This window comes from Hydrogenophaga sp. YM1 (assembly GCF_016903055.1).
GTDB classification, from domain to species: domain Bacteria; phylum Pseudomonadota; class Gammaproteobacteria; order Burkholderiales; family Burkholderiaceae_C; genus Hydrogenophaga; species Hydrogenophaga borbori.
In genome coordinates this window covers 2,578,248-2,598,428 of sequence record NZ_CP070223.1, presented here as the reverse complement: position 1 = coordinate 2,598,428, position 20,181 = coordinate 2,578,248, and the positions used below count along the sequence as shown (strand labels likewise).

The 20,181-nt window shown below is 60.2% G+C and carries 21 protein-coding genes; 7 read left to right on the top strand and 14 right to left on the bottom strand.

Annotated elements, in window-relative coordinates:
* The first annotated feature begins 25 nt into the window (after positions 1-25).
* From JNX00_RS12150 to JNX00_RS12140, 3 genes are read left to right on the top strand one after another with little or no spacing between them, the layout of a single operon-like run.
* Positions 26-844, top strand: a complete 819-nt coding sequence (locus JNX00_RS12150) for a class III extradiol ring-cleavage dioxygenase (protein WP_345774086.1) — start codon at positions 26-28, stop codon at positions 842-844.
* A complete protein-coding gene (gene ypfH / locus JNX00_RS12145; protein WP_204742438.1) occupies positions 841-1,455 on the top strand; it encodes an esterase in 615 nt (204 codons plus the stop codon). The genes JNX00_RS12150 and ypfH overlap by 4 nt, the downstream gene beginning before the upstream one ends.
* Complete coding sequence (locus JNX00_RS12140; RefSeq protein WP_204742437.1) at positions 1,452-1,859, top strand: hypothetical protein; 408 nt, start codon at positions 1,452-1,454, stop codon at positions 1,857-1,859. Before ypfH ends, JNX00_RS12140 begins: the two co-directional genes overlap by 4 nt.
* A 106-nt stretch (positions 1,860-1,965) precedes the next feature.
* Here the strand turns inward: JNX00_RS12140 and JNX00_RS12135 are convergent, their stop codons facing one another.
* The gene (locus JNX00_RS12135; protein ID WP_204742436.1) at positions 1,966-2,853 is read right to left on the bottom strand and encodes an AraC family transcriptional regulator; all 888 of its coding nucleotides are present in this window, start codon (positions 2,851-2,853) and stop codon (positions 1,966-1,968) included.
* Between the two features lie 230 nt (positions 2,854-3,083).
* Between JNX00_RS12135 and JNX00_RS12130 the strand changes: the two genes are divergently transcribed.
* On the top strand, positions 3,084-4,736 hold the full coding sequence (locus JNX00_RS12130) for a tannase/feruloyl esterase family alpha/beta hydrolase (RefSeq protein ID WP_204742435.1): 1,653 nt from the start codon (positions 3,084-3,086) through the stop codon (positions 4,734-4,736).
* A 244-nt stretch (positions 4,737-4,980) separates the two neighbouring features.
* Here the strand turns inward: JNX00_RS12130 and JNX00_RS12125 are convergent, their stop codons facing one another.
* The 4 genes from JNX00_RS12125 to JNX00_RS12110 form a co-directional block, all read right to left on the bottom strand.
* A complete protein-coding gene (locus JNX00_RS12125; protein WP_204742434.1) occupies positions 4,981-6,492 on the bottom strand; it encodes a hypothetical protein in 1,512 nt (503 codons plus the stop codon).
* Complete coding sequence (locus JNX00_RS12120) at positions 6,473-7,438, bottom strand: ATP-binding protein (RefSeq protein ID WP_204742433.1); 966 nt, start codon at positions 7,436-7,438, stop codon at positions 6,473-6,475. The genes JNX00_RS12125 and JNX00_RS12120 overlap by 20 nt, the downstream gene beginning before the upstream one ends.
* A gap of 93 nt (positions 7,439-7,531) precedes the next feature.
* Entirely contained in the window at positions 7,532-9,496 is a 1,965-nt protein-coding gene (locus JNX00_RS12115) for a hypothetical protein (protein ID WP_204742432.1), read from the bottom strand.
* On the bottom strand, positions 9,489-10,229 hold the full coding sequence (locus JNX00_RS12110; RefSeq protein WP_204742431.1) for a hypothetical protein: 741 nt from the start codon (positions 10,227-10,229) through the stop codon (positions 9,489-9,491). Before JNX00_RS12110 ends, JNX00_RS12115 begins: the two co-directional genes overlap by 8 nt.
* 682 nt (positions 10,230-10,911) lie before the next feature.
* Here JNX00_RS12110 and JNX00_RS12105 point away from each other — a divergent pair.
* The gene (locus tag JNX00_RS12105) at positions 10,912-11,979 is read left to right on the top strand and encodes a site-specific integrase (RefSeq protein ID WP_204742430.1); all 1,068 of its coding nucleotides are present in this window, start codon (positions 10,912-10,914) and stop codon (positions 11,977-11,979) included.
* A 298-nt stretch (positions 11,980-12,277) separates the two neighbouring features.
* On the opposite strand, the gene JNX00_RS12100 is transcribed toward JNX00_RS12105, so the two are convergent.
* From JNX00_RS12100 to JNX00_RS12060, 9 genes are all read right to left on the bottom strand, one after another.
* Positions 12,278-12,613 carry a hypothetical protein gene (locus tag JNX00_RS12100; protein ID WP_204742429.1) on the bottom strand — a complete coding sequence of 112 codons (336 nt, stop codon included), beginning with the start codon at positions 12,611-12,613 and terminating at the stop codon, positions 12,278-12,280.
* A 704-nt stretch (positions 12,614-13,317) separates the two neighbouring features.
* Positions 13,318-13,734, bottom strand: coding sequence for a hypothetical protein (locus tag JNX00_RS12095; RefSeq protein WP_204742428.1), 417 nt, complete (start codon positions 13,732-13,734; stop codon positions 13,318-13,320).
* 41 nt (positions 13,735-13,775) lie between these two features.
* Entirely contained in the window at positions 13,776-14,915 is a 1,140-nt protein-coding gene (locus JNX00_RS12090) for an RHS repeat-associated core domain-containing protein (protein ID WP_239478130.1), read from the bottom strand.
* 29 nt (positions 14,916-14,944) lie between these two features.
* Complete coding sequence (locus tag JNX00_RS12085; protein WP_204742427.1) at positions 14,945-15,259, bottom strand: hypothetical protein; 315 nt, start codon at positions 15,257-15,259, stop codon at positions 14,945-14,947.
* Between the two features lie 477 nt (positions 15,260-15,736).
* Positions 15,737-15,973, bottom strand: coding sequence for a hypothetical protein (locus JNX00_RS12080; protein ID WP_204742426.1), 237 nt, complete (start codon positions 15,971-15,973; stop codon positions 15,737-15,739).
* A gap of 369 nt (positions 15,974-16,342) precedes the next feature.
* The gene (locus JNX00_RS22365) at positions 16,343-16,855 is read right to left on the bottom strand and encodes a hypothetical protein (protein ID WP_239478129.1); all 513 of its coding nucleotides are present in this window, start codon (positions 16,853-16,855) and stop codon (positions 16,343-16,345) included.
* A complete protein-coding gene (locus JNX00_RS12070) occupies positions 16,855-17,085 on the bottom strand; it encodes a hypothetical protein (RefSeq protein WP_204742424.1) in 231 nt (76 codons plus the stop codon). The genes JNX00_RS22365 and JNX00_RS12070 overlap by 1 nt, the downstream gene beginning before the upstream one ends.
* A gap of 393 nt (positions 17,086-17,478) precedes the next feature.
* Positions 17,479-18,234, bottom strand: a complete 756-nt coding sequence (locus tag JNX00_RS12065) for an RHS repeat-associated core domain-containing protein (protein WP_204742423.1) — start codon at positions 18,232-18,234, stop codon at positions 17,479-17,481.
* Between the two features lie 43 nt (positions 18,235-18,277).
* Positions 18,278-18,592, bottom strand: a complete 315-nt coding sequence (locus tag JNX00_RS12060) for a hypothetical protein (RefSeq protein WP_204742422.1) — start codon at positions 18,590-18,592, stop codon at positions 18,278-18,280.
* 587 nt (positions 18,593-19,179) lie between these two features.
* Between JNX00_RS12060 and JNX00_RS12055 the strand changes: the two genes are divergently transcribed.
* On the top strand, positions 19,180-19,620 hold the full coding sequence (locus JNX00_RS12055) for a DMT family transporter (protein ID WP_204742421.1): 441 nt from the start codon (positions 19,180-19,182) through the stop codon (positions 19,618-19,620).
* Between the two features lie 34 nt (positions 19,621-19,654).
* The gene (locus JNX00_RS12050) at positions 19,655-20,053 is read left to right on the top strand and encodes a VOC family protein (RefSeq protein ID WP_204742420.1); all 399 of its coding nucleotides are present in this window, start codon (positions 19,655-19,657) and stop codon (positions 20,051-20,053) included.
* The last annotated feature ends 128 nt before the right edge of the window (positions 20,054-20,181 follow it).

Below are 20,181 nucleotides of genomic sequence, written 5' to 3'. Positions count from 1 at the left end.
TTGATGCAGCACCTACAGTGGTGGCATGAACATGATCAGCCAGCCCGCCCTCTTCGTTTCGCACGGTGCGCCCACCTTTGCCATCGAACCCGGCGTTTCCGGCGCGCAGTTGGCGGCCCTCGGCCATCAACTGGACCGCCCACGCGCCATCGTGGTGGTCTCTCCCCACTGGATTACGCATGGCAATGTGAAGGTGACGGGAGCCCGTCGTCCCGAGACCATCCACGATTTCGGCGGGTTCGATTCCAAGCTCTACGAAATCCACTACCCTGTCGTGGGCGACCCGGCGCTCGCGCAACGCATCGTCACCTTGCTGACCGAGGCGGGATGGTCGGCGGGCATCGATCCGCAGCGCGGGCTCGACCATGGTGCATGGGTGCCGTTGCTGCACCTCTATCCCAACGCCGAGATCCCGGTTCTGCAGGTCTCGATGCCCAGCGACCTCGATGAGCGCAAGGCCTATGCACTGGGCCAGGCCCTGGCTCCTCTGTCCGACGAGGGGGTTCTGGTGATTGGCTCAGGCAGCCTGACACACAACCTGTACGAGTTTCGAGCGCGCACGAGCGCCGAAGCGGCCTACGCGCGCGAATTCACCGAGTGGGTGCGAGCGGCCGTTCAGCAGGGCGATGTGACGAAGGTCGTCAATGCGCTAGAGCGTGCGCCCCATGCGCAGCGCGCGCACCCCACCACGGAGCACTTCCTGCCACTGCCGGTGGCACTGGGTGCAGCGCGCGACACCCGACGCGCGACAGTCCTGGATGGCGGCATAACGCACGGCGTGCTGGCCATGGAGTCCTACCTGTTCGGGCGTGACCTGACCCTGGGCGATGAGGTGGCGCCATGAACGCCGCGTCGGTGGTCGTCGCCCGGCCCTCTAACGCATCGCAACTGATCCTGTTGTTCCACGGCGTCGGTTCGTCTGCTGCAAACCTCGTTCCGCTGGGTCGGCATATCGCCAACGCCATACCGAACGCCATAGTGGTGAGCGTGGACGGCCCGCACCCTTCGTCCATGGGCGGCGGGCGTGAGTGGTTCTCTGTCGCGGGCGTCACGGAAGAAAACCGGCCGGCGCGCGTGGCCCAGGCACTGCCTGCGTTCGTTGCGCAGGTCGAGCAATGGCAGGCCGAAACCGGTCTGGGCCCCCCTCAGACCAGCCTTGTCGGTTTTTCGCAGGGCGCCATCATGTCCCTGGAATCGACCCAGGCGAACGTGCTGGCGCAATGCGTGGTGGCGGTTGCTGGGCGTTTTGCCCAACCTCCGCGCCTTGCACCGCAAGGCGTGAAGTTCCGCTTTGTCCACGGCGATCTCGACGGCGTCATCTCCCCGCACTTCAGCCAGGAGGCGGCCGAACGGTTGCGGTCATTGGGCTCCGACGGCTACGCGCAGATCGTGCCCGACCTGGGCCATGGCATCGACGCGCGAGCCGCCCAAGGCGTGGTGGAGGCGCTGGCGTGAGCCGCACTGACCTTGTACTGCGATCGGACGTGATCGAGATCCGCGACGGCACCCATGTCCTCGGACGTCTCGAGGGTGGCGCCACTGCGATCCTTCCAACCGCTGCAAGGCCGCTGCACAGCATCGATATCGAATCGGCCATCGAGCGGGCAGAGGACTGGCTCATGCCGTTCAGCAAGTCGCTGCGTGGCGCAGTCCTACACGTTCAGGACACTCAGGGTCAGCTGCGCCAGTTCCTCGCAGCGCCCGTGACCCTGGAGCCGGCAGACGTCGAGCAGGTCTTCACCCGCGCGGCTGACGACATTGCCTTCGGGCGCCCCATGGACCGCGTGCTCCTCGCAGGCCTGGTGCTGTTACGCGAGCTTGTCCACCACGGTGCCCTGTCGCGTGTCGAGATCGAGTGACCTGCTGCCCGGACAGGTCGTGCCACCGCGCCGGCAGGGCACCAGCATGCTTCCCTTCGTGCTGACCGACAACTATCTCAAGGTCCTTCCGCGGGGCGCCGGTGACTTAACACCTCCCTGCGCGCCGCAGCTCACCCGGTGTTGCACCGAAAGCGCGCAAGAAGGCGGTCGTCATGTGGCTCTGGCTCGAAAAGCCAGTCTCATCAGCGATGCCGGCCAGCGGCGCATCGCCGCCCATCACGAGTGTGCGCGCGCGCTGCAAACGCATGTCGAGAACGTACTGGTAAGGCGTACAGGCAAACGTGTTCTTGAAAAGCCGCACAAACTGCGTTCGGCTGAAGCCGGCAGCCTGCGCGAGATCACCGATCGTCAGCGCCTGAGCAAGGCGCACGCGCACCAGATCCTCCACGCGGCGTGCCTGGGCCAGCGACAGCCTGCCGCGTTCGCGCGCGGGTGCGTGCCGTCGGGCCGCACGCTCCTGCAGCCGCATGGCCACACCCAGGGAAAGTGATTCGGCGAACAACGTGCCACTGGGGCAACCCTCGGCCACCTCACGCACCATGGCGCGCAGTACCGAGGCGAGGCCATCGTCGTGGAATTCCAGCTCGGGCCTGAGCGGCATGCGCGCCAGCTGATCCGACAGAACCGGGTCGGCCAGTCCCGCGTGATCGAACTGCAGCATGATGCGCCGCACCCCCTGGCAGCGCCAGCGCGATACGTCCGCATGACCGCCGGGCGTGAACAGGCCCATGGCGCCTGCCCCCAGATCGAAGCCGAAGCTGCGCGCGCCGTAGTGGAACTCGGCCTGCGCCTGACCGCACTCGAGCAGGGCCAGCAAGGTCTGGCCGGCCGTCTCGCACGAACCCGCCACTTCGGGCACCGCCTGTACCCATCCGATGGGAAGGCCAGCCCAGCGCGACACAGCCTGTGCGCTGAGCAGGTTGCGCTCCTGCAAGGGGTTGACCGGCGCCTCGCGCGCCATTGATCGAGCCATCCGCGTCTCCTCAATTCACTATCCCGTCGATGCGCGGGCATCGCCAAGTCTGGCACCGCAAGGCACCCGTGCGCCATACATCCGCGGCATAGCTGCTAGCGCGTTTTCACTTCCGGGCAATCCCTAGGTCCGCGGTGCTTCGGTGAAATCCTGGTCCGATGTTGAAAGACGGTCGCGCGTGGCGACGATGCAATGCGGCTCCCCGACAACCCGCGACCGAGGAGACCGACGTGAAAGAACAGCCCCGAGCGCCCATGCGCCGCCCCCGCCGCCACGCCGTGGCGGCCAGTGTCACCGCCCTGCTGCTGGCAGCCTGCGGCGGCGGTGGAGGATCTGGCACCGCCCCCGCCACGCCCACCCCCGAGGTGGACTTCGACAACATTTCCATCAACCCGACCACCAGCTGCGACATGGCCGGCATCGGCGCAGCCGCGCTCACGGCCGACGCACCGGTGACCATCACCGAAGTGCTCACCGGCACCACCACCGGCGGCGGCGCGCGCGACCGAGACTACTGCCTGGTCAAGGTACGCATCGACCCTGCCGTCAATGTGTGGGTGACGCTCCCGGCTGCCAACTGGAACGGGCGCTTCCGCGCCGAGGGCAATGGCGTGTACGCGGGCAACACGCAACTGGGCGTGACCACCGACTCCGTGCGCCAGGGCTTCGTGGGCGTCAAGACCGACACCGGCCACACCGGCAGCCCCCTTTCGGGCGCCTTTGGCATGCTCTCGCCCGGCAACCCCAACGTGCCGGCGCAAGAGGACTTCGCGCACCGCTCCATGCACCTCATGGCGGTGGTGGGCAAGCAGCTCACCAAGGCCTTCTACGGGCGGGACCCGGTGCGTTCGTACTGGTACGGCTGCTCCACCGGCGGGCGCCAGGGTCTGATGATGGCGCAACGATACCCGGAAGACTTCGACGCCATCCTCGCGGGTGCGCCCGCCATTCACTGGGACCGCTTTCAGGCGTACCACATCTGGCCGCAGATCGCGATGCGCGAGGACGCGGGCGGACCGATCGCCACCGCCAAGCAGACGCTGGCCACCAATCGCGCGGTCGCGGTTTGCGACGCCCAAGACGGCGTGATCGATGGCGTGATCGACGACCCGCGCACCTGCGACTACGACCCGACCAACGACCTCACCATCACCACCCCGGCATGCGCCGACAACAGCTGCCTCACGCCGGGCGAGGCCAGCGCCATCAAGAAGATCTGGGGCGGCGCGCGCGGCGCGGGCGGCAACCTGCTGTGGCCGGGGCTGGAGCGCGGTACCAGCCTGGCCGCGCTGGCGGGTGCCAACCCGTTCCCGATCCCGATCGAGCAGGCGCGTTACTGGGTGTACTTCGATCCGGCTTGGGACTGGAACACGCTGGACTACCTCAACTACGAGGCCTTCTTCAGCGACAACATCGCGCAGGTGGGCCCGCGCATGGCCACCGACAACCCCGACCTGTCGGCGTTCCAGGCACGCGGGGGCAAGCTCATCCTGTACCACGGCTGGTCCGACAACCTGATCATGCCGCGCGGCACGGTGAACTACTACGAGCGCGTGAAGCAGACCATGGGCGCAGCCAACGCCAGCGCCTTCTCGCGCCTGTACATGGTGGGGGGCATGGGCCACTGCAGTGGCGGCACGGGTGTCGATCAGTTCGGCCAGGGTTCCAGCGGCGCGGTGCCGATGGAGCCGAAGACCGACGTCTTCCGCGCCCTCATGGCCTGGTCGGAGAAGGGCGTGGCGCCGAACGAGATCGTCGCGTCCCGCATCGCAGGCGGCGTGGTCACACGCACGCGCCCACTGTGTCCCTACCCGCAGGTGGCGAAGTACCGAGGCGTTGGCAGTACGGATGAGGCAGCCAACTATTTCTGCGCAACACCTTGATGTTCGGCTGCAAGGGCGCTATGTAACGTGAATCACCGGCGTATGGTATGAAACCGCCGACGGTGACTTAAGTCCGGTGCGCGTGCAGAACCGGGCAAGCCTGATCGCCCTCTGTTCGCAGGCCTTTCGCATTAAGCCCCACCGGGCTTAATGCGATCGAGAAGCTAACTTTGGCTCAGGCTCGGATCGACAATCAAAAAGCGAGCCTCTACCGCTTTCACAGACACTTTGTTCAGGTCGAAGTTTAGATTGGCAGTAAAGCAGCTCTTGTCTTGGGGCTGCACGCTTGCAGCTGGTTTGCATGTGATCGGGCGATCATGATCAGTCTAGGACTACTGGCATCCTGCAGGCAGCAAGCGTAGGCAGTCAAAGCCTCCGGCCAAGGCTTGAACAGAGGGCTCAATCGCCCCCTCAGCGATTCATGAATCGCCCAGGATTTGGCAACCGCGAGTGGCCATCTTCTTGGAACGAAAGACCTTTCAGTCTCATTGAGGGCGTCTTCGGCTAGCCGCTTCCAGTCAGAGGCCGTCTTCAGATCCTCCCAAAAGCAGTGCCAAACGAACCTTCCCCAAAGCTCGGGGCTGGCTTCCCAGCGTGCGGGCCACTGACAAACAGCGGCTCTCAGTTCCAGTTCTTCGCAGCGGACGTTCACACAGCCGGGATCAGCGCTACCAAGCATCAAGGCGCTCAGGAAGTTTGACTCGCATCGGTGTCGCCAAAGCACCCATGCGTGCACCTCTTCCGGTAGTTCCCGGGAGATCGGCAAGGCAGTACCTGACACCCAGTCGATATCCAAAAAATCATGGATGTGACGGATGCCCAGGCGGCGAAGACGAACGATCGGTTGAATTGTCTCCTCGATTTGCCGTCTCACGGACTTGTAGATCTGCCGGCGTCGAGCCAGATTCAAAACTACCAGGTTGGTCTGGGGTTGGTCTGAGAAGATGTCTGATCTCGCGTCTTCAGCATAGATGGTGAAGGCGTCGTTTCGAAACGCAGTCAAGTGCAACACCTCACCGAGGGAAGTGGCAGTCGCTGCACGCACAGTCCGCGAAGCCGAAGAGTGCTGTGGCTCCATCCGCCAAGCATCGAAGTCAGGCCATCGGGTGACCAAAGACTTAGAAGCACCGAGTTCCCGCGCGATGATCCGCAAGCGCTCGAGTTCAAGTGTTCTTGCAGCCTCATACCGGAGTCTCTTCTCACCCCAAAAAGCAGCGTAAGGCAGCCCGCATCGGACGCAATGTAAGGGCGCATCAAACCCTTCTGCAGTGAGTGCGTAGCGAGGTGTTGGTTGCTGGCAATGCGGGCAATGTTCAAGAAGCGGATCATCGTGGATCGGACATCGTGTGAGCGCATCGATTTGAAAGAGAGAAGACTGAAATCCAACGCGTAAGCAAGATGAGCAGAACCTCAGGTGCTCGTCAGACGCGATGCGCGATGCCCAATTGCCACAGAGACCATCCATGGAGAATGCAGTGATCTCCTTTCCGATCAAACTGTTTGCTTCCACCTCCTTGAGCCAGGGGCTGTGTAGAAGTGAGCGTGAGTGATGGAAGCTGTTGTCTGAATGCGATAAAGACTTTTTGGTGAGGGCGTGGCAAATTTGTTGTGCATTCATCGCATTCACAATGCACAGCTTGCCGAGTCGGGTGTAGGGTCCCTCGAGTTCGACAAACGAGGCGCTGCAGTCAGTGAGGCTGTGGGCGGCAGCTTGACCCAGCGACTTGGCGGAGTCGCTACCGAAGAACGGATGCATATCCACTCGAGAGAACTGCATCGTCCCATGCGGACTTTGCAGGGCTGAAGTCAACGCTGTCACTCTCTGCCTGAGACAGGAGAAAGTTGCGTATCGCGCCAGACACCCACTCCATCGCGAACTCAGGTCCCTCCGCGACTGCCCCACCGTTCACGCCAGCGCCAGTAAACGCATTGAAAAGCGCCTGTGCCTCATGTGCCATGCGCCAGCCACCCAACCAAGCGCGTGGCATGAAGAATTCTGTGTACGAGATCCCGCTGCCCGCTGGGTACTCCGCAACGCTAGGGTCATCGTGCATGGTCAAAATCTCGCGAAGTTCATCACACGTCCTGACGCCGTGGAAGTAGTAGAAGCGCCTGAGAAACCGACCAACCAGATCGGTTCGACGCTTGTTCAACAACTCGGAACGTGTATCGAGAAGCAATGGGTGAGCGAAGAACACCGTAATGAGTGAGATGCCAGCGCTGCGAAGCTCGTTGGCCAAGTCGCGTAAGTGGGTCAGCTCGCTCTCACCCCAGTTTTGCCCCTCGTCCACAAAGAGCAAGTAGCGATCACCACCGGATCTATGGGCTTGCGCACGCATGGCCTCGATCAGTCGAAAGTTCTTCACCGACGCGGTGCCATGCTTCCATGCGCTGTGACCGAAGGAGAAAAGCAGATCGCCGAAGAATTTGGCGTCGCTTGGTCGGTGGTGCGCCTTTGCGATCACCGCCCCGATAGCCAGGTTCGGATAGACGTCCTGGATGAGGATCGAGATCACCTCCAAAGCGGTTGTCTTGCCTATACGAAAGTCAGCGACCAGCACCAAGCCGGTTTCCCTGTGCACCACTGCCTGCGACACAAGCTCATACGCCGCCCTCACAGATGGCGTCGGCAAACGGACTTTGTTGGTGATCAGCGTGTGGTGTTCGTAGCAATGATCGCGCTCCTGACCTTCCTGGAGCAAAGACGCTCGCAGCTTTGCGCGCGATTGGCCAGCGGCATCGCCATCCGCTGAGTTTTCGCCCCTGTCTCCCATGCGAATCAACGCCTCATCCTGCTAAACCGCCTTCCACTTCGGCGATTTGACAAATGCCGGTTTTGGCCTTGGCTTGGCCGGTGAAGGCACTAAGGGATTCGGCAGTTGAACGTCCGAAGCTTTAAGTCCTGAAGACATCAACTGCTGCGAAAAGTGGGTTGCTTCCCTCACAATCTTTCCCCTTTCACTTGGACTTCTATCTTGTGCTTTCGAAAGCACATTCTTTGCGAGGTAACCTAGATACTCGAGCACCACATCGCCGGATGTGTCCTTTACGGCGCCAACATCTATCAGCTGATTAATAGCCTTTCTCATATCGCGCGTGTGCTTGGTCTTTTGCCATTGCGCCTTGGTAGGAATAGCTGCGCCGATGAACTTCCCCGAGGTTTCAAAAACGTCCACAGAGCACAAATTCTCCTCATCGATATGAACAATAACTTCCTCACCCATCAAGTCAGATCTACCGTAGAGCTCTTTGCCAGTATGACGCACCCTATCGATCTCAATATAGGGAGCCCTCCCCTTTGCCTTTTCACTCAGACCACCTACGCGCTTTAATTCCCTTGTGACGCCAACTGGCGGCGCAATTGCCGATGTTGGCGCAGGCATTCGAGGGAAAAATTCACCATTGACCTTTGTTAGCTCCCATTTCAAACTATCAATCGGAGATCGATTCCCAAGACCTTGTGTTGTCGTAACATTAAAGTTGGCTGCAACTGATTCAATAGCGTCAAACAGGGCATCCCATGTGATGGCGTGTTTAATGGCTGCTTCAGCTGCATGATCACCGCGATGATCCAGCGCATCCTTGCCAGTGGTAGAGGGAAGCCTTCTAAATCCGCATATTTCGAGCGTGCTAAATGTCCGCTCCACAAGTGAATTCCTCCACCAAGCATGTATGGGGTTGAATGACAAATTTGCCCCTAGCTGAATGCGCAGATCCTGAAGAACTCTACGGGCATAGTTCTGGGCGGCATTGTCACACCTTATAAGAGCTGGTCTACATTCTTCCAGCCCAGGGAGATTCCCCGCAGGAAGGCATGCTCCAGGCAAATACCGCAAGCCCTCGACCAGTTCTTTGGGTCGCCAAGTCGTGACCATTGATTTGGCTGCACGCACAATATCACCCGCCCGAATTTCTTGACCGATGCAGGGTGCAACAGCAACGCAAGCTTTGCTTACGTCATCCATGAACCAGACCACCCATAGGCGATTGATCACTATTGGCATTGGCCCAGCAGGCCCTGGAATTACCACAGTTCCAAGACAATCAAATTTGTGAGCATCAAAGCACACGCAATCCAATGGTGCGACGGCCTGCGGAAGCTTGATATGCCCTGTTCCTAGCTTTTTAAACTGACTAGAGTTATCTAGCCAGATACGTGCGGCCTTTCGATCATTCTCAATAAAGTTAATGATGTATCGCTCTACGGAACGTCGACCTCGAGATTTTGTATTCCAGGGATAGTCATTGACCGTCATGCCCCCTCGATCTGATAAGCAATGGGTCTGAAAGGTTTTGAACACTGACCGCTTATCTGGACTTTTATTGGCAACAGCCCCCCTCGCACCGCCTTTGCGAATGATCCGATGGAGCACCTCCCGAAGATTCTCATGGTCGCTCAAGAACTTTTCGAATGCCCCTGCCTTCCCAGAATTCGCCCGTTCTTTCTCTGTATTGATTGGTGCTTCGCGGCGGTATGGTTTTATTCTTTTTCCTTTTATCAATCCACTCCAGCCGACTAGGTGGCCCGTTTCATCGAAAGAGAGGCAGCGCCTCAATTGCTCCAACAATACACTTTGTGAACAGCCGGCTTCCAGCGCGGCCGCTGTAAGCTTGCCAGTCCTTAAATACAGTTGAATTGCTCGCCTTAAGCGCTCAAAACGATTGGCATCCTCCTCGGTGAGGTAGCTGACATCAACCGGATCCCAAGATTCGTAGTTGCGGTCGTCCTCCGAAAGTCGACTGTAAGAGAGGCTACCCATCTTGCATCCCCACCTTTCCTGCAGCCCAGAATCTTGATCGCGCCGACATTGGTGAGGCGTCCAGATTGGATCCAACTTTCCCGTAAATCGCGAGCTTCATCAGAGCGGATACGCACAAACTTGCGCGGAGTTTTCCGAAGTCGACCGTCGCGCATTCGGCGAATTGCCTCAACTCCATTTCCTTCTTTCGCCGTAGACGCTCCAGTGCATATTGACTTTCTTCATGGAGTGGCCAAGACCTGGCTTGGGCTATCCAAGAAATGATCTGCCTGGCATTCTCAATACGTGTCAAATCTTTCGTAAGGGTGTCTTCTGTTATGATGCGATGCGTCACCCCCATTTTTCTGGCGGCGATTTGTTGGACCAGTATTTGCCGATGAGCTCGGTTTTCTTCACCCTGCTCTATGGCCTCTCTAGGCTTGATTTCGCGCCATTCAGTACCCCCAGCTCTGAGAGTGACCTCGGCATCGATAAGCGCAGCCATTTCCACTCCCAACAGATCTGCATGTAGCTTCTTCTCGGTGTATGTGATATCTTTCACTTGTGGGTCGCTCTCCGCGTGAAGGTAGTGCAAGTACTCCAAATCACCCTTTAACACTACGTCTCGACTGGCCTTGACGCTGTAGACAAGATAGAGACTGCTGCTGTGATGGCCTCGACGGTCATAGGCATCGTTGAGTGCGCCACGCATGCGCGTGCCAAGGCGCACGCCCTTCTTTTTTGAGTTGCTCATGTCAGCACTCAGATGGACGCGCAGTACGCGATGTCTGTGTTTGCATCTACTGGAGGTGGTTTTCGCATTGCGATTCCTGTTGTCGATACAGGAACGACTACGTTTCCAGCGATACATTTCGGGCGAAAAAGCACCCTCGCGCATGCTGCTTGACAAGCCTTTGATCCAGGCCTATCGTTCGCGTGCGTAATAGCAGACGCTGGTTACAGATCGGGGCCACTGCGCCAACAGTGGCCCTTTTTCTTTTTTACGCGTAGTTCGTTCCGTGTGCTCCTTGATGAAGGGACAGGACTCTCGCCGAGAATTGGCCCAGTCGTCAAGAAGAAGGCATGTGCGAATCGGCCTAACTGCGCCTACGCTGTGAGTTGAGTTGGGCTTTTCTGTCGCTTGTGAGTTGACTTGGGGAATTGCTTCGCTGGGTTGCGACGCAATTTCACCCCCTTACAGACCTCGCCTACTGGGAATCCAGCAAGACGGAGATCAGGTGCTCTTGTGTCGGCTCACTACGGCAGTAAAGTTGGCCGGCTACACGGAAGGAAACTTGGCCTGCGACGTAGCCAGTATGTGGATATTCGAACGCAGACCAACTTCCCTGCCACATTTGTCGAGTCCGGACCAACTTTCCCGCCGGATTCGCTTGCGCGTCAACTTTGCTGACCGACCACACAAGCTCGATCGCAACATGGCGCTGCCCACCCTCCTGAAGACCCCAGCGCTCGCACCGCACGAGCTCAGCGCCGTCACCGAGCAAGCGGTGGCCGATCTGCTGCGCGAAGGCGAGTCCGCCAACACCCAGCGCAACTACCAAAGCGCGCTGCGCTACTGGGCCGCCTGGTACGCGATGCGCTACGGCGATCCGATTGCGCTGCCGCTGCCCGCCGCCTGCGTGCTGCAGTTCATCGTCGACCACGCCCAGCGCACCGGCCCCAAGGGCCTGGTACACGAGCTGCCGCTCGAGATCGACCAGGCGCTTGTCAACAGCGGCTTCAAGGGAAAAGTCGGCGCCCTGGCCAACAACACGCTCGTGCACCGCATCGCCGTGCTGTCCAAAGCCCACCAGGTCAAGGAACTGAAGAATCCCTGCCGCGACCCCAAGGTGCGCGAGTTGCTGTCGCGCACGCGCAAGGCATATGCCAAGCGTGGCGAGCTACCGCAAAAGAAGGACGCGCTAACCAAGGATCCTTTGAAACTGCTGCTGGCCACCTGCGACGACTCGCTGCGCGGCAAACGCGACCGCGCCCTCCTCCTCTTTGCGTGGGCCAGCGGCGGGCGGCGGCGCTCGGAGGTCGCAGCGGCGGACATGAAGTTCTTGAAGAAGACCGGGCCAGGAGAGTTTTCTTACGAGCTCGCATACTCCAAGACCAACCAGAGCGGAGCCGATCGACCCGAGAACCACAAGCCGGTGCGGGGCGCCGCAGGCTCGGCGTTGCATGAGTGGCTTACAGCAGCACGGATCCGCGAGGGCGCCCTCTTCCGTCGTGTGCTCAAGGGCGGCAAGCTGGGGGCGCCGCTGTCAGCCGCTGCTGTGCGCAGTATCGTCAACGAGCGCTGTCGGCTGGCCGGCATCGAGGGCCAGTATTCGGCGCACTCATTGCGCGCGGGTTTCGTGACTGAAGCGCTCAGACAGCAAGTCTCACTACCTGAGGCCATGGGTATGACCGGTCACCGTAGTGTGCAGACCTTGATGGGCTATGCCCGAGGGTCCGACGCGACTTTCGCCAGCGCCAAACGGCTCACGCGAGAGCTGTAGGCTCACAAAGTGGCGGTTGCAGCTCTCAACGCAGTTCCACTTTGGCAGCGGTTGCGGCAACCTGTGCTCCCCCACGAAGGAACCAAGAACACGCACTGCAGCCTTCCTGCCACAACCTCCTGCACGGTCGCCTCAAGTTCGTCGGCACCGGTCAGTCGCTCGCCATCAGCAATGGAGGACACCCACGAGATATACGAGCGCAAGTCTTCAAGACCAACTTCTTGCCAAGCCGTACTTACCAACTCCAGCACGACGTTCTGAAGCCCGAAGTCGGTGCACCGAAACGCAGTCACCCCGCTTAACAGAAGAACTGCGTCTTGGCCCTCCGCTGTACGGAAGACGCACTGCACGGTTTGTGCGCCGGCGTCATGCCGGAACCCAGGGCGTTGGCGCGCACCTTGAGCTGGCCAGCCTGCACGAGCGCGCGGGTGGTCCTCTGCGCCATCTGCTCCCCGAACTTTGCACCCGGCCAGCACGCGGCAGCCAAGTCTGTGCACCGCAGCGTTCCGTTTTGGGCAATGGCCTGCAGCACACGCTGCGCGTTGGCCGCCGCGCGCTCGCGCGCTGTCGGTTGCTTCGGTCTAGGGGGCGGCGGGCGCAGCAGGCCGGCCAGGGCATCGGATGAGACTCGCATGGAACACCTCGCATCGGGGATGCAAGGTGTAGCGATGACGCATCTGCCGATGCGTCTGCAGCCCCAGCACGCTCGCAGCAGACGCTGCCAGCGCGCAGGAACTGCGGGCGGGCGAACGGCGGCTCTTCGGCGGCTGGAGCCGCACGCCACCTCTGCGGGCTGGACGCCCTCCGTCTCCCGTCATGGGCGCCGCTGCCTGCACGAACCACCGCCTGAACGTCGGCGGCCCGCGCAGGAAGCCACCCCGTGCACCGGGCAGCGTTCATCGTGCCGATGCGCGCTTCGAGCTGGACGCTCGCCGGCCCACAGGGTGGCTTCCTGCGCTCTCGCTTCGTCAGCGGCGGACCTCACGCCTGGCGGCTGCGGTCCCGGAACCATCGTGCGCCTGGGGGCGCACCAGCGCTTGGGCCGCGCTTCGATGGCTCCGGCTCCCCCGGCGCTGCGTCGGCCCGCTGGGGCGGGCGCTCCTTCGCGTCAGGCCAGGCGCCTGCCTGACCTGCCCGCCGTCCTTCGGCGGCGGCTCCAACCCATCCCCCCGCCCTTCCCAGGAAGGGGAGCGAGTCGCCCTCTGCCGTCAGCGGTGCATGCCACTTCGTCCGCATGCACCGCCCACGGCGAGCGTCGAACGGCACGCCACCGCGTCAAGGCCGAGCCCTTCGGGTGGCCTGCGGCCAGCCTGGACTCGGCGGCTTGCCTAGAACCCGCTACTTCTCAGCCCCAGGTGGCAGACGGCTCTCGTAGTCCGTCAGCATGGCGGCCAGCTTTTCAGCTTCGTCCGCGCCAGGCTCAATGCCACCGCCATCGACTATCCCCTTGACCAGGTAATACTCATTGAGCGACTTGATGCTCCCGCGCTTCAGCACCTGAAGGTACTTGCGCGAGTATTTCGCTCGGACCTCAGACAGCGATGGCGCGCTATTCAGAACGAACCGCTTATCCGCCAGTGCAACGACCTCGGGACCCCATTCACTGGAATCCTCGATGCAGTCATTGATGGCCATCTCAAGCCCTCGCTTTGCCTGCGAACGCGACTTCTTTTCCAACCTCTCCAACACGGCCAGAGGATGACTTTCTGGACGATGAGAGGGCTTGGCATTGAACCACTCATAGAAGAGGCTCATGAACCTCTTGAGACCTTCATATTCCGCTTCTGTCATTTCGGTCACTGGCAAGTGCAGTTCTCTGCGGGAACAGGGATACCGAATTCACCAGTCGCCTCGTCAAGATAGGCGTCCCCAAACGGGTTCATCGGGCTGATGCCGTTAATCATATTTCTGGATGTCCCACCAACGCTTCGCGCCCCGCCATTGATGTCGATGAGCTGCTGCTCTCTCCCTCTGATGGCGCCCCTGTTCGTTGACGACCTATCAAGCACAGGCGGAAAGAAGCCTTCAGCGTTCAAGACAGAAGTCCGCCCGCTGTAGCACTTCCCCGTTCTGGGGTTGTAGCGTGTGTAAGTCTGGTATGTCCTCTCAGGGAAGGCTCTTCTCAGGGCGTCCGTGAGCTGCTGTGCCAATTGCTGCTGAGCATCCGCACTTGGGTTCGGTACCCCCGGAACCGGAATTGGGGGAAGCGGAATCGCCTGCAACCCATTCGGGTCAACGAACAACAGCGGATTTCCACCTACATACGAATAGGTGTTGATGCCGCCCGCGAGCCCAATCGGGTCGGATTGAACATAGCGCCCCAAGCGCGCGTTGTAGTCGCGGTGCCAGTTCTGCAGCAGCCCGCTCTCGGCATCGAAGACCTGCCCCGGGAACCTGGGGTGGTACACGAAGCTGCCCAAGCCATAGGGGTTCTCCAGGGGCGGCGTGCCGCCGAAGGGCTCGTCCGCGCCCCACCACCACACGATCCTGTGGTCCTGCAGCGTGACGATGCGCGGCGTGGCGATGTGGTCGGCGTACAGGTTGAGCACCAGGGCGCTCAGGTCCCCGTTGGCCGCACTGCCCATGAGCCGGATCACCCCCACCGGATAACCGTTGAGGTAGATGGTCTCGTACAGCGGGTAGTCGTTGGCGTCGTACTCGCCCAGCAACTGCCCCGCCTCGTCGTAGACGTAGTGCGACTGCCCCGTGGGCACCATGGCCGTGGGCCCGCTCTTTCTCACCCGCTGCTCCAGGCCGTTGTACAGGTAGCTGGTGGTGCCCGCGGCGTTGGTGACGCTGGCCAGGCGACCCCTGTCGCTGTAGCCGAGCGTTTGCGCTCCATGCACAGTCACGTTGCCCGCCGCGTCGTGGCTCAGGCTGGAGCTGCCTTTGCCATCCTCGCATTGCGTGAGCCGATTGCTGGAGCCGGAGATCACTTTGATTCAACACTAAGTTGGGTCAAATCCTATTCGAGGCCAACCTCATGAACAACCCAAGGCTCGACTTGTTTATCAACAACGACCTGCACAAATTTATACCCCATGGACGTGTTGACAAAGAATGTGAAGTACGATCGCCCGCCACTTCCGGCATATATGCGAAAGCCAACCAGAATTGGATTTTCAATTCGTGGATACCTATTCTCCATCTCTGGGGCCTGCGCCAAGTAAGCTTTGGCAACTGCCACCTCTTCAGAGGTAGCCGCTTTGTACCATGCAAAACCAAAACCAGCGCCCCCTAGAAAAACAGCTCCTACAATCAACCAAATTTTCATCTTCATGGCCTACGCCCCCTGTCATAGATCCCAAATTGAATACCGAGGGATCCGCCTAAACTAAGGCCTGTTCGGCCTCCGGGTTCGAACCCAATATTGCCCTTGAGACTTGGGTCGTTATACTCGCGCCCCATTCCAAAATCATAGCCTCTACTCCCATCTAATTGACCACTGACGCAAACTCCAGCGATGCTCGCGGTTCCCCCTGCACTAGTACAGAAGCCGGCGGTTACGCCTCCTTGACCGGGCTGTGCCTTGGGTCCTCCCGGCCTTCCAGCCAAAGGATCGGAAGTAATTCCACCTCCTATTCCCACTCCCGTTTTAAGGGTCACAAATCCTTGCCGAGTTGCTGGATCTCGACCAAAATTTATGCCGCCTCCTAATCCTGCATAAAACTCTATGCTGACCTCGTATAGCCCGTAGGGATCGACATATCGGAGCGGATCACTCCTGTTACGCCTATGTCCCGATAGACTGTGCCCGTTACTTCTTTCGCTTCTTTGCATGTGTATCTGCAGCATAGGCCGCCACGCCGAAAACTAGTATTTCTATGCTTCCTACCACCGCTTTGAAGGTGAACCAGTCCGATCCAAAGAAAAGTGCGCGCAACGGCGCAAGTCCAACGGCTAAGCTGCCGAGCCAGATGGCAATCGGGAGCGCCAATAGCGCAAAGATTGCGCCAGTCAAAATTGATTTCGCTTGAAAATTCGAGTTTTTCATTTGCAAATGAGGGAGCAAATTCCACTTCAGGCCATGTCTTTTCCAAAGTATTCGCCGACCCTTTTGGGAATATCACATACATTTTTTGGCAACGAAGTCCCTGGAATTGGCATGCCTAGACCACATGCCACTTCGCATACTCTTCGACTCAAATCCCGATCTATTTGTTCGACAGAACGATTTTCGCTAGGAGTAGGAAGTAGTCCAGCGATGCATTCGGCAGTGGCACAGTGTGCAACTGGCAGTGATCGACTCCAACCGGTCGTCCACCATGTGGGCATTGGAGTCAACCCTTTCGGATCAACGTATCTCAGTGGATCGCTCCCCACATAAGCGTAGGTATTGATCCCCCCGTCAAGCCCGATGGGGTCAGACTGCATGTACCTGCCCAGCCTGGCGTTGTAGTCGCGGTGCCAGTTCTGCAGCAGCCCGCTCTCGGCATCGAAGACCTGCCCCGGGAACCTGGGGTGGTACACGAAGCTGCCCAAGCCCATACGGGTTCTCCAGCGGCGGCGTGCCCCCGAAGGCCTCCTCCGAGCCCCACCACCACACGATCCTGTGGTCCTGCAGCGTGACGATGCGTGGCGTGGCGATGTGATCGGCGTACAGGTTGAGCACCAGGGCGCTCAGGTCCCCGTTGCCCGCACTGCCCAAGAGCCGGATCACCCCCACCGGATAACCGTTGAGGTAGACGGTCTCGTACAGCGGGTAGTCATTGGCGTCGTCCTCGCCCAGCAACTGCTCCGCCTCGTCGTAGACGTAGTGCGACTGCCCCGTGGGCACCATCGCCGTGGGCCCGCTCTTTCTCATCCGCTGCTCCAGGCCGTTGTACAGGTAGCTGGTGGTGCCTGCGGCGTCGGTCTGCTGGCAATTCTTTCCCATCACAAAGCAGAATCTTTAATCCGCACTCTCTTTATTCGTGATCGCCACAAGCCCCAAAGCAGCGGGATATTTTCAGACACAACTTCAACCCTCAACAGACGTCGATCCGCGTCTGTCACAACGTACTCACCTCTTTCAACATCCAATGGCTCCATATATGCTTCAGCCTCCTCAACGGACGAAAAAAAACTCACATCGCCGTTTTCGTTGATTGAGATTGGTAGTTTCATCAGAATCGATCCCAAATAGATGTATCAACAGGCTTCCCATCCCATGGGCGATGGCGACCAATTCCTTGGCCAGCTGGCGTGGCACCGCTGGCGTCAGGCGCACCTCTGCGGTGGTAGTGGGGATAGCGACCGGTTGCATGCCCCGTGCGATTTCCCCATGGCGCAAGTCTAAAGTTTCGACCCAAAGACAATTCAGCTCCTGCGGAGTATCCCCGTGTCGTCACAACCACGCCGGCTATGGCTCCTCCAAGATATTCGTTGGAATCAAAGTTGACAACATGATTTGTCCCCATCGCAGAGCGAATACCAGCGGTAATCCCAAGTGATACGCCGTCTCCAAACCCGGCACAGACATTTACGACTCCTTCGGGAATGGGGGGCCAAGTTGCAGCATCAGTGACATTCATTGAATAGGCCGAACGGGTCAATGCGGCTCAGTGGATCACCTCCCACATAGGCATAGGTGTTGATGCCGCCAGTGAGCCCGATGGGATCGCTCTGCATGTAGCGCCCCAAGCGCGCGTTGTAGTCGCGGTGCCAGTTCTGCAGCAGCCCGCTCTCGGCATCGAAGACCTGCCCCGGGAACCTGGGGTGGTACACGAAGCTGCCCAAGCCATAGGGGTTCTCCAGGGGCGGCGTGCCGCCGAAGGGCTCGTCCGAACCCCACCACCACACGATCCTGTGGTCCTGCAGCGTGACGATGCGCGGCGTGGCGATGTGATCGGCGTACAGGTTGAGCACCAGGGCGCTGAGGTCCCCGTTGCCCGCGCTGCCCATGAGTCGGATCACCCCCACCGGATAGCCCTTGAGGTAGATGGTCTCGTACAGCGGGTAGTCATTGGCGTCGTACTCGCCCAGCAACTGCCCGGCCTCGTCGTAGACGTAGTGCGACTGCCCCGTGGGCACCATGGCCGTGGGCCCGCTCTTTCTCACCCGTTGCTCCAGGCCGTTGTACAGGTAGCTGGTGGTGCCTGCGGCGTTGGTCACGCTGGCCAGGCGACCCCGGTCGCTGTAGCCGAGCGTTTGCGCTCCGTGGCCGGTCACGTTGCCCGCCGCGTCGTGGCTCAGGCTGCTGGTTCCGTTGACGTCCTCGCTTTGCGTGAGCCGGTTGCTGGTGCTCGATATCGTGTTGCTGTAGGTATTGCCCACAATCGTCTCGCTCGTACGGTTGCCCTGACTTTGCCTTGATGTCCTACCGTTCTCCTACCGTTGCGCGTCGTCGCGATGCATCCAGTATTTCCGTCACAGCAGCGACAAGCCTCTCGCGATGGACATTCAACAGGTCTAACTCAGGGTGATCCAACGACGCCGCATAGATATCTTCCAGTACGCCAGAACGCGCAAGGAATTGGTTTTTCAGATCCGAGGAAACACCTTCCAGTGCCTGAATCAGTCCCTCTAGGTCTGCAATGGTCGAGGCGATCGATCTTCGGGAATCGAGGTACTCAAGACACACTTCCACGATTCGGCGGTACTGCTGAAGATTGCTTGGCTGGTGCTCGTTCATCAGAATCCCCCGAATGTTCCGCTGGGTGGACCTTCTCTGACAGTCACCACTCGACCCGAGGCGGTGTCCACTACAACGGGAATGTTGTTTGTAGGCGAGTAGTGCTGGGTTTCAAACCCGGTTTGACCGGGAGACCGTCGACCATTTTGGATCGCGTCCAACACCACACTGGGCGTCAAGCCTCGACCCTGCATACGGTCGACTGCATGTCCAGTGAATGGCCTGCCACAAACTTCCCCAGCGCTGTTCTGTGGTGGCCTACCAGGCGGTGTATTCATTTGCGCTGCGCTGACTCCTGCTGTGAGCCTCACGATAGGCGGCCCAGAGGTGGGACGGAACGACTGTGCGCAGGAATCAATAGCGATGTGAGTTCTGTTCATTCTGATGGCAATAAACCATGAGCCAGACTATTGTCTGGGCTGCCACCAAGCCACCCCAATGACAGCACCCTGCCCCCTGCCCAAACGCAGCGCCATCTGTGACGCCAAGGATCGCGACGCCCCAGCCTCGATGGTCGGCATGGTCATCCGAGAAACACCGGTCTCGTTCGAGTCGGGCCCGTCGACCGGCATCGCGCGGAGCGCATGATGCTCTACCCGCTGGCTGCACTGCTTGGTGGCGTCGCGGTCGCCATCCAACTGGCCTTGAACGGCCAGAACCGGAGCTCGCTCGGAGGTCCGCTCTGGGCGGCGCTGGCGAACAACGCCGTCGGCTTGGTCGGCCTATGCCTGACGTTGCTTCTTGTGGGCGCCCGACTGCCGGACGCCACAAGCGTCCGCTCTGTGCCGCTCCTTCACTGGTGCGCAGGTCTGCTTGGCGCCGCCTTCATCACGATGAACGCCTACGTCACGCCGAGGCTGGGTCTGGCAACCACCTTCCTGCTGGTGCTAGCCGGCCAGTTGGCGGCTTCGCTTGTCATCGACCACTATGGCTGGGTCACCGGGACGCCCAAGCCGGCCAGCCCTGCGATGGTGGTGGGGGTCGGCCTGGTTGCCGTCGGCGCCCTCTTCGTGATTCGTTCCAGATGACCCGTCTGTCCTCCTTACCTTTGTCAAAGCTGTTATGTCGATACCAACCCTTCGCGTCGCGCGCCCCACGGACAACCTCGACGCCTTGCTCACCTTCTACCGCGACGGACTGGGCCTGTCGGTGCTTGGGCACTTCGAGGACCATGCCGGTTTCGACGGCGTGATGCTCGGTCTGCCCGGGGCGCCGTACCACTTCGAGTTCACCCACCAGCGCGGGCACACAGTCGGCCGCGCCCCGACACAAGACAACCTGGTCGTCTTCTACCTTCCCGAGCGTGAGGCTTGGGAAGCCGCCGTGTCCCGTATGCGCCGTGCAGGCTTCGAGCCAGTGCCGTCCTACAACCCTTACTGGGACATCATGGGCGCCACCTTCGAGGACGCCGACGGCTATCGCGTGGTCTTCCAGCGAGCCCACTGGCAAGACGCCGCCTGACCCATGTCGAATCAGAGGGCCGTTCTGCTGAGAAACAGCCATGGACGCCGCACCGAATCTCCGCATTGCACAACCGACCGACGATGCGCGGGCGCTCCTGCGGGCTCGGGCACCGCGTGGTGCTCCTG

Excerpts from the sequence above, each read along its gene's own strand:
- JNX00_RS12150 (WP_345774086.1), top strand. The coding sequence starts at position 26 with ATGAACATGATCAGCCAGCCCGCCCTCTTCGTTTCGCACGGTGCGCCC.
- ypfH (WP_204742438.1), top strand. The coding sequence starts at position 841 with ATGAACGCCGCGTCGGTGGTCGTCGCCCGGCCCTCTAACGCATCGCAA.
- JNX00_RS12135 (WP_204742436.1), bottom strand. The coding sequence starts at position 2,853 with ATGGCTCGATCAATGGCGCGCGAGGCGCCGGTCAACCCCTTGCAGGAG.
- JNX00_RS12125 (WP_204742434.1), bottom strand. The coding sequence starts at position 6,492 with ATGCATCCGTTCTTCGGTAGCGACTCCGCCAAGTCGCTGGGTCAAGCT.
- JNX00_RS12115 (WP_204742432.1), bottom strand. The coding sequence starts at position 9,496 with ATGGGTAGCCTCTCTTACAGTCGACTTTCGGAGGACGACCGCAACTAC.
- JNX00_RS12110 (WP_204742431.1), bottom strand. The coding sequence starts at position 10,229 with ATGAGCAACTCAAAAAAGAAGGGCGTGCGCCTTGGCACGCGCATGCGT.
- JNX00_RS12105 (WP_204742430.1), top strand. The coding sequence starts at position 10,912 with ATGGCGCTGCCCACCCTCCTGAAGACCCCAGCGCTCGCACCGCACGAG.
- JNX00_RS12100 (WP_204742429.1), bottom strand. The coding sequence starts at position 12,613 with ATGCGAGTCTCATCCGATGCCCTGGCCGGCCTGCTGCGCCCGCCGCCC.
- JNX00_RS12095 (WP_204742428.1), bottom strand. The coding sequence starts at position 13,734 with ATGAGCCTCTTCTATGAGTGGTTCAATGCCAAGCCCTCTCATCGTCCA.
- JNX00_RS12085 (WP_204742427.1), bottom strand. The coding sequence starts at position 15,259 with ATGAAGATGAAAATTTGGTTGATTGTAGGAGCTGTTTTTCTAGGGGGC.
- JNX00_RS12080 (WP_204742426.1), bottom strand. The coding sequence starts at position 15,973 with ATGAAAAACTCGAATTTTCAAGCGAAATCAATTTTGACTGGCGCAATC.
- JNX00_RS22365 (WP_239478129.1), bottom strand. The coding sequence starts at position 16,855 with ATGGGAAAGAATTGCCAGCAGACCGACGCCGCAGGCACCACCAGCTAC.
- JNX00_RS12070 (WP_204742424.1), bottom strand. The coding sequence starts at position 17,085 with ATGAAACTACCAATCTCAATCAACGAAAACGGCGATGTGAGTTTTTTT.
- JNX00_RS12060 (WP_204742422.1), bottom strand. The coding sequence starts at position 18,592 with ATGAACGAGCACCAGCCAAGCAATCTTCAGCAGTACCGCCGAATCGTG.
- JNX00_RS12055 (WP_204742421.1), top strand. The coding sequence starts at position 19,180 with ATGCTCTACCCGCTGGCTGCACTGCTTGGTGGCGTCGCGGTCGCCATC.
- JNX00_RS12050 (WP_204742420.1), top strand. The coding sequence starts at position 19,655 with ATGTCGATACCAACCCTTCGCGTCGCGCGCCCCACGGACAACCTCGAC.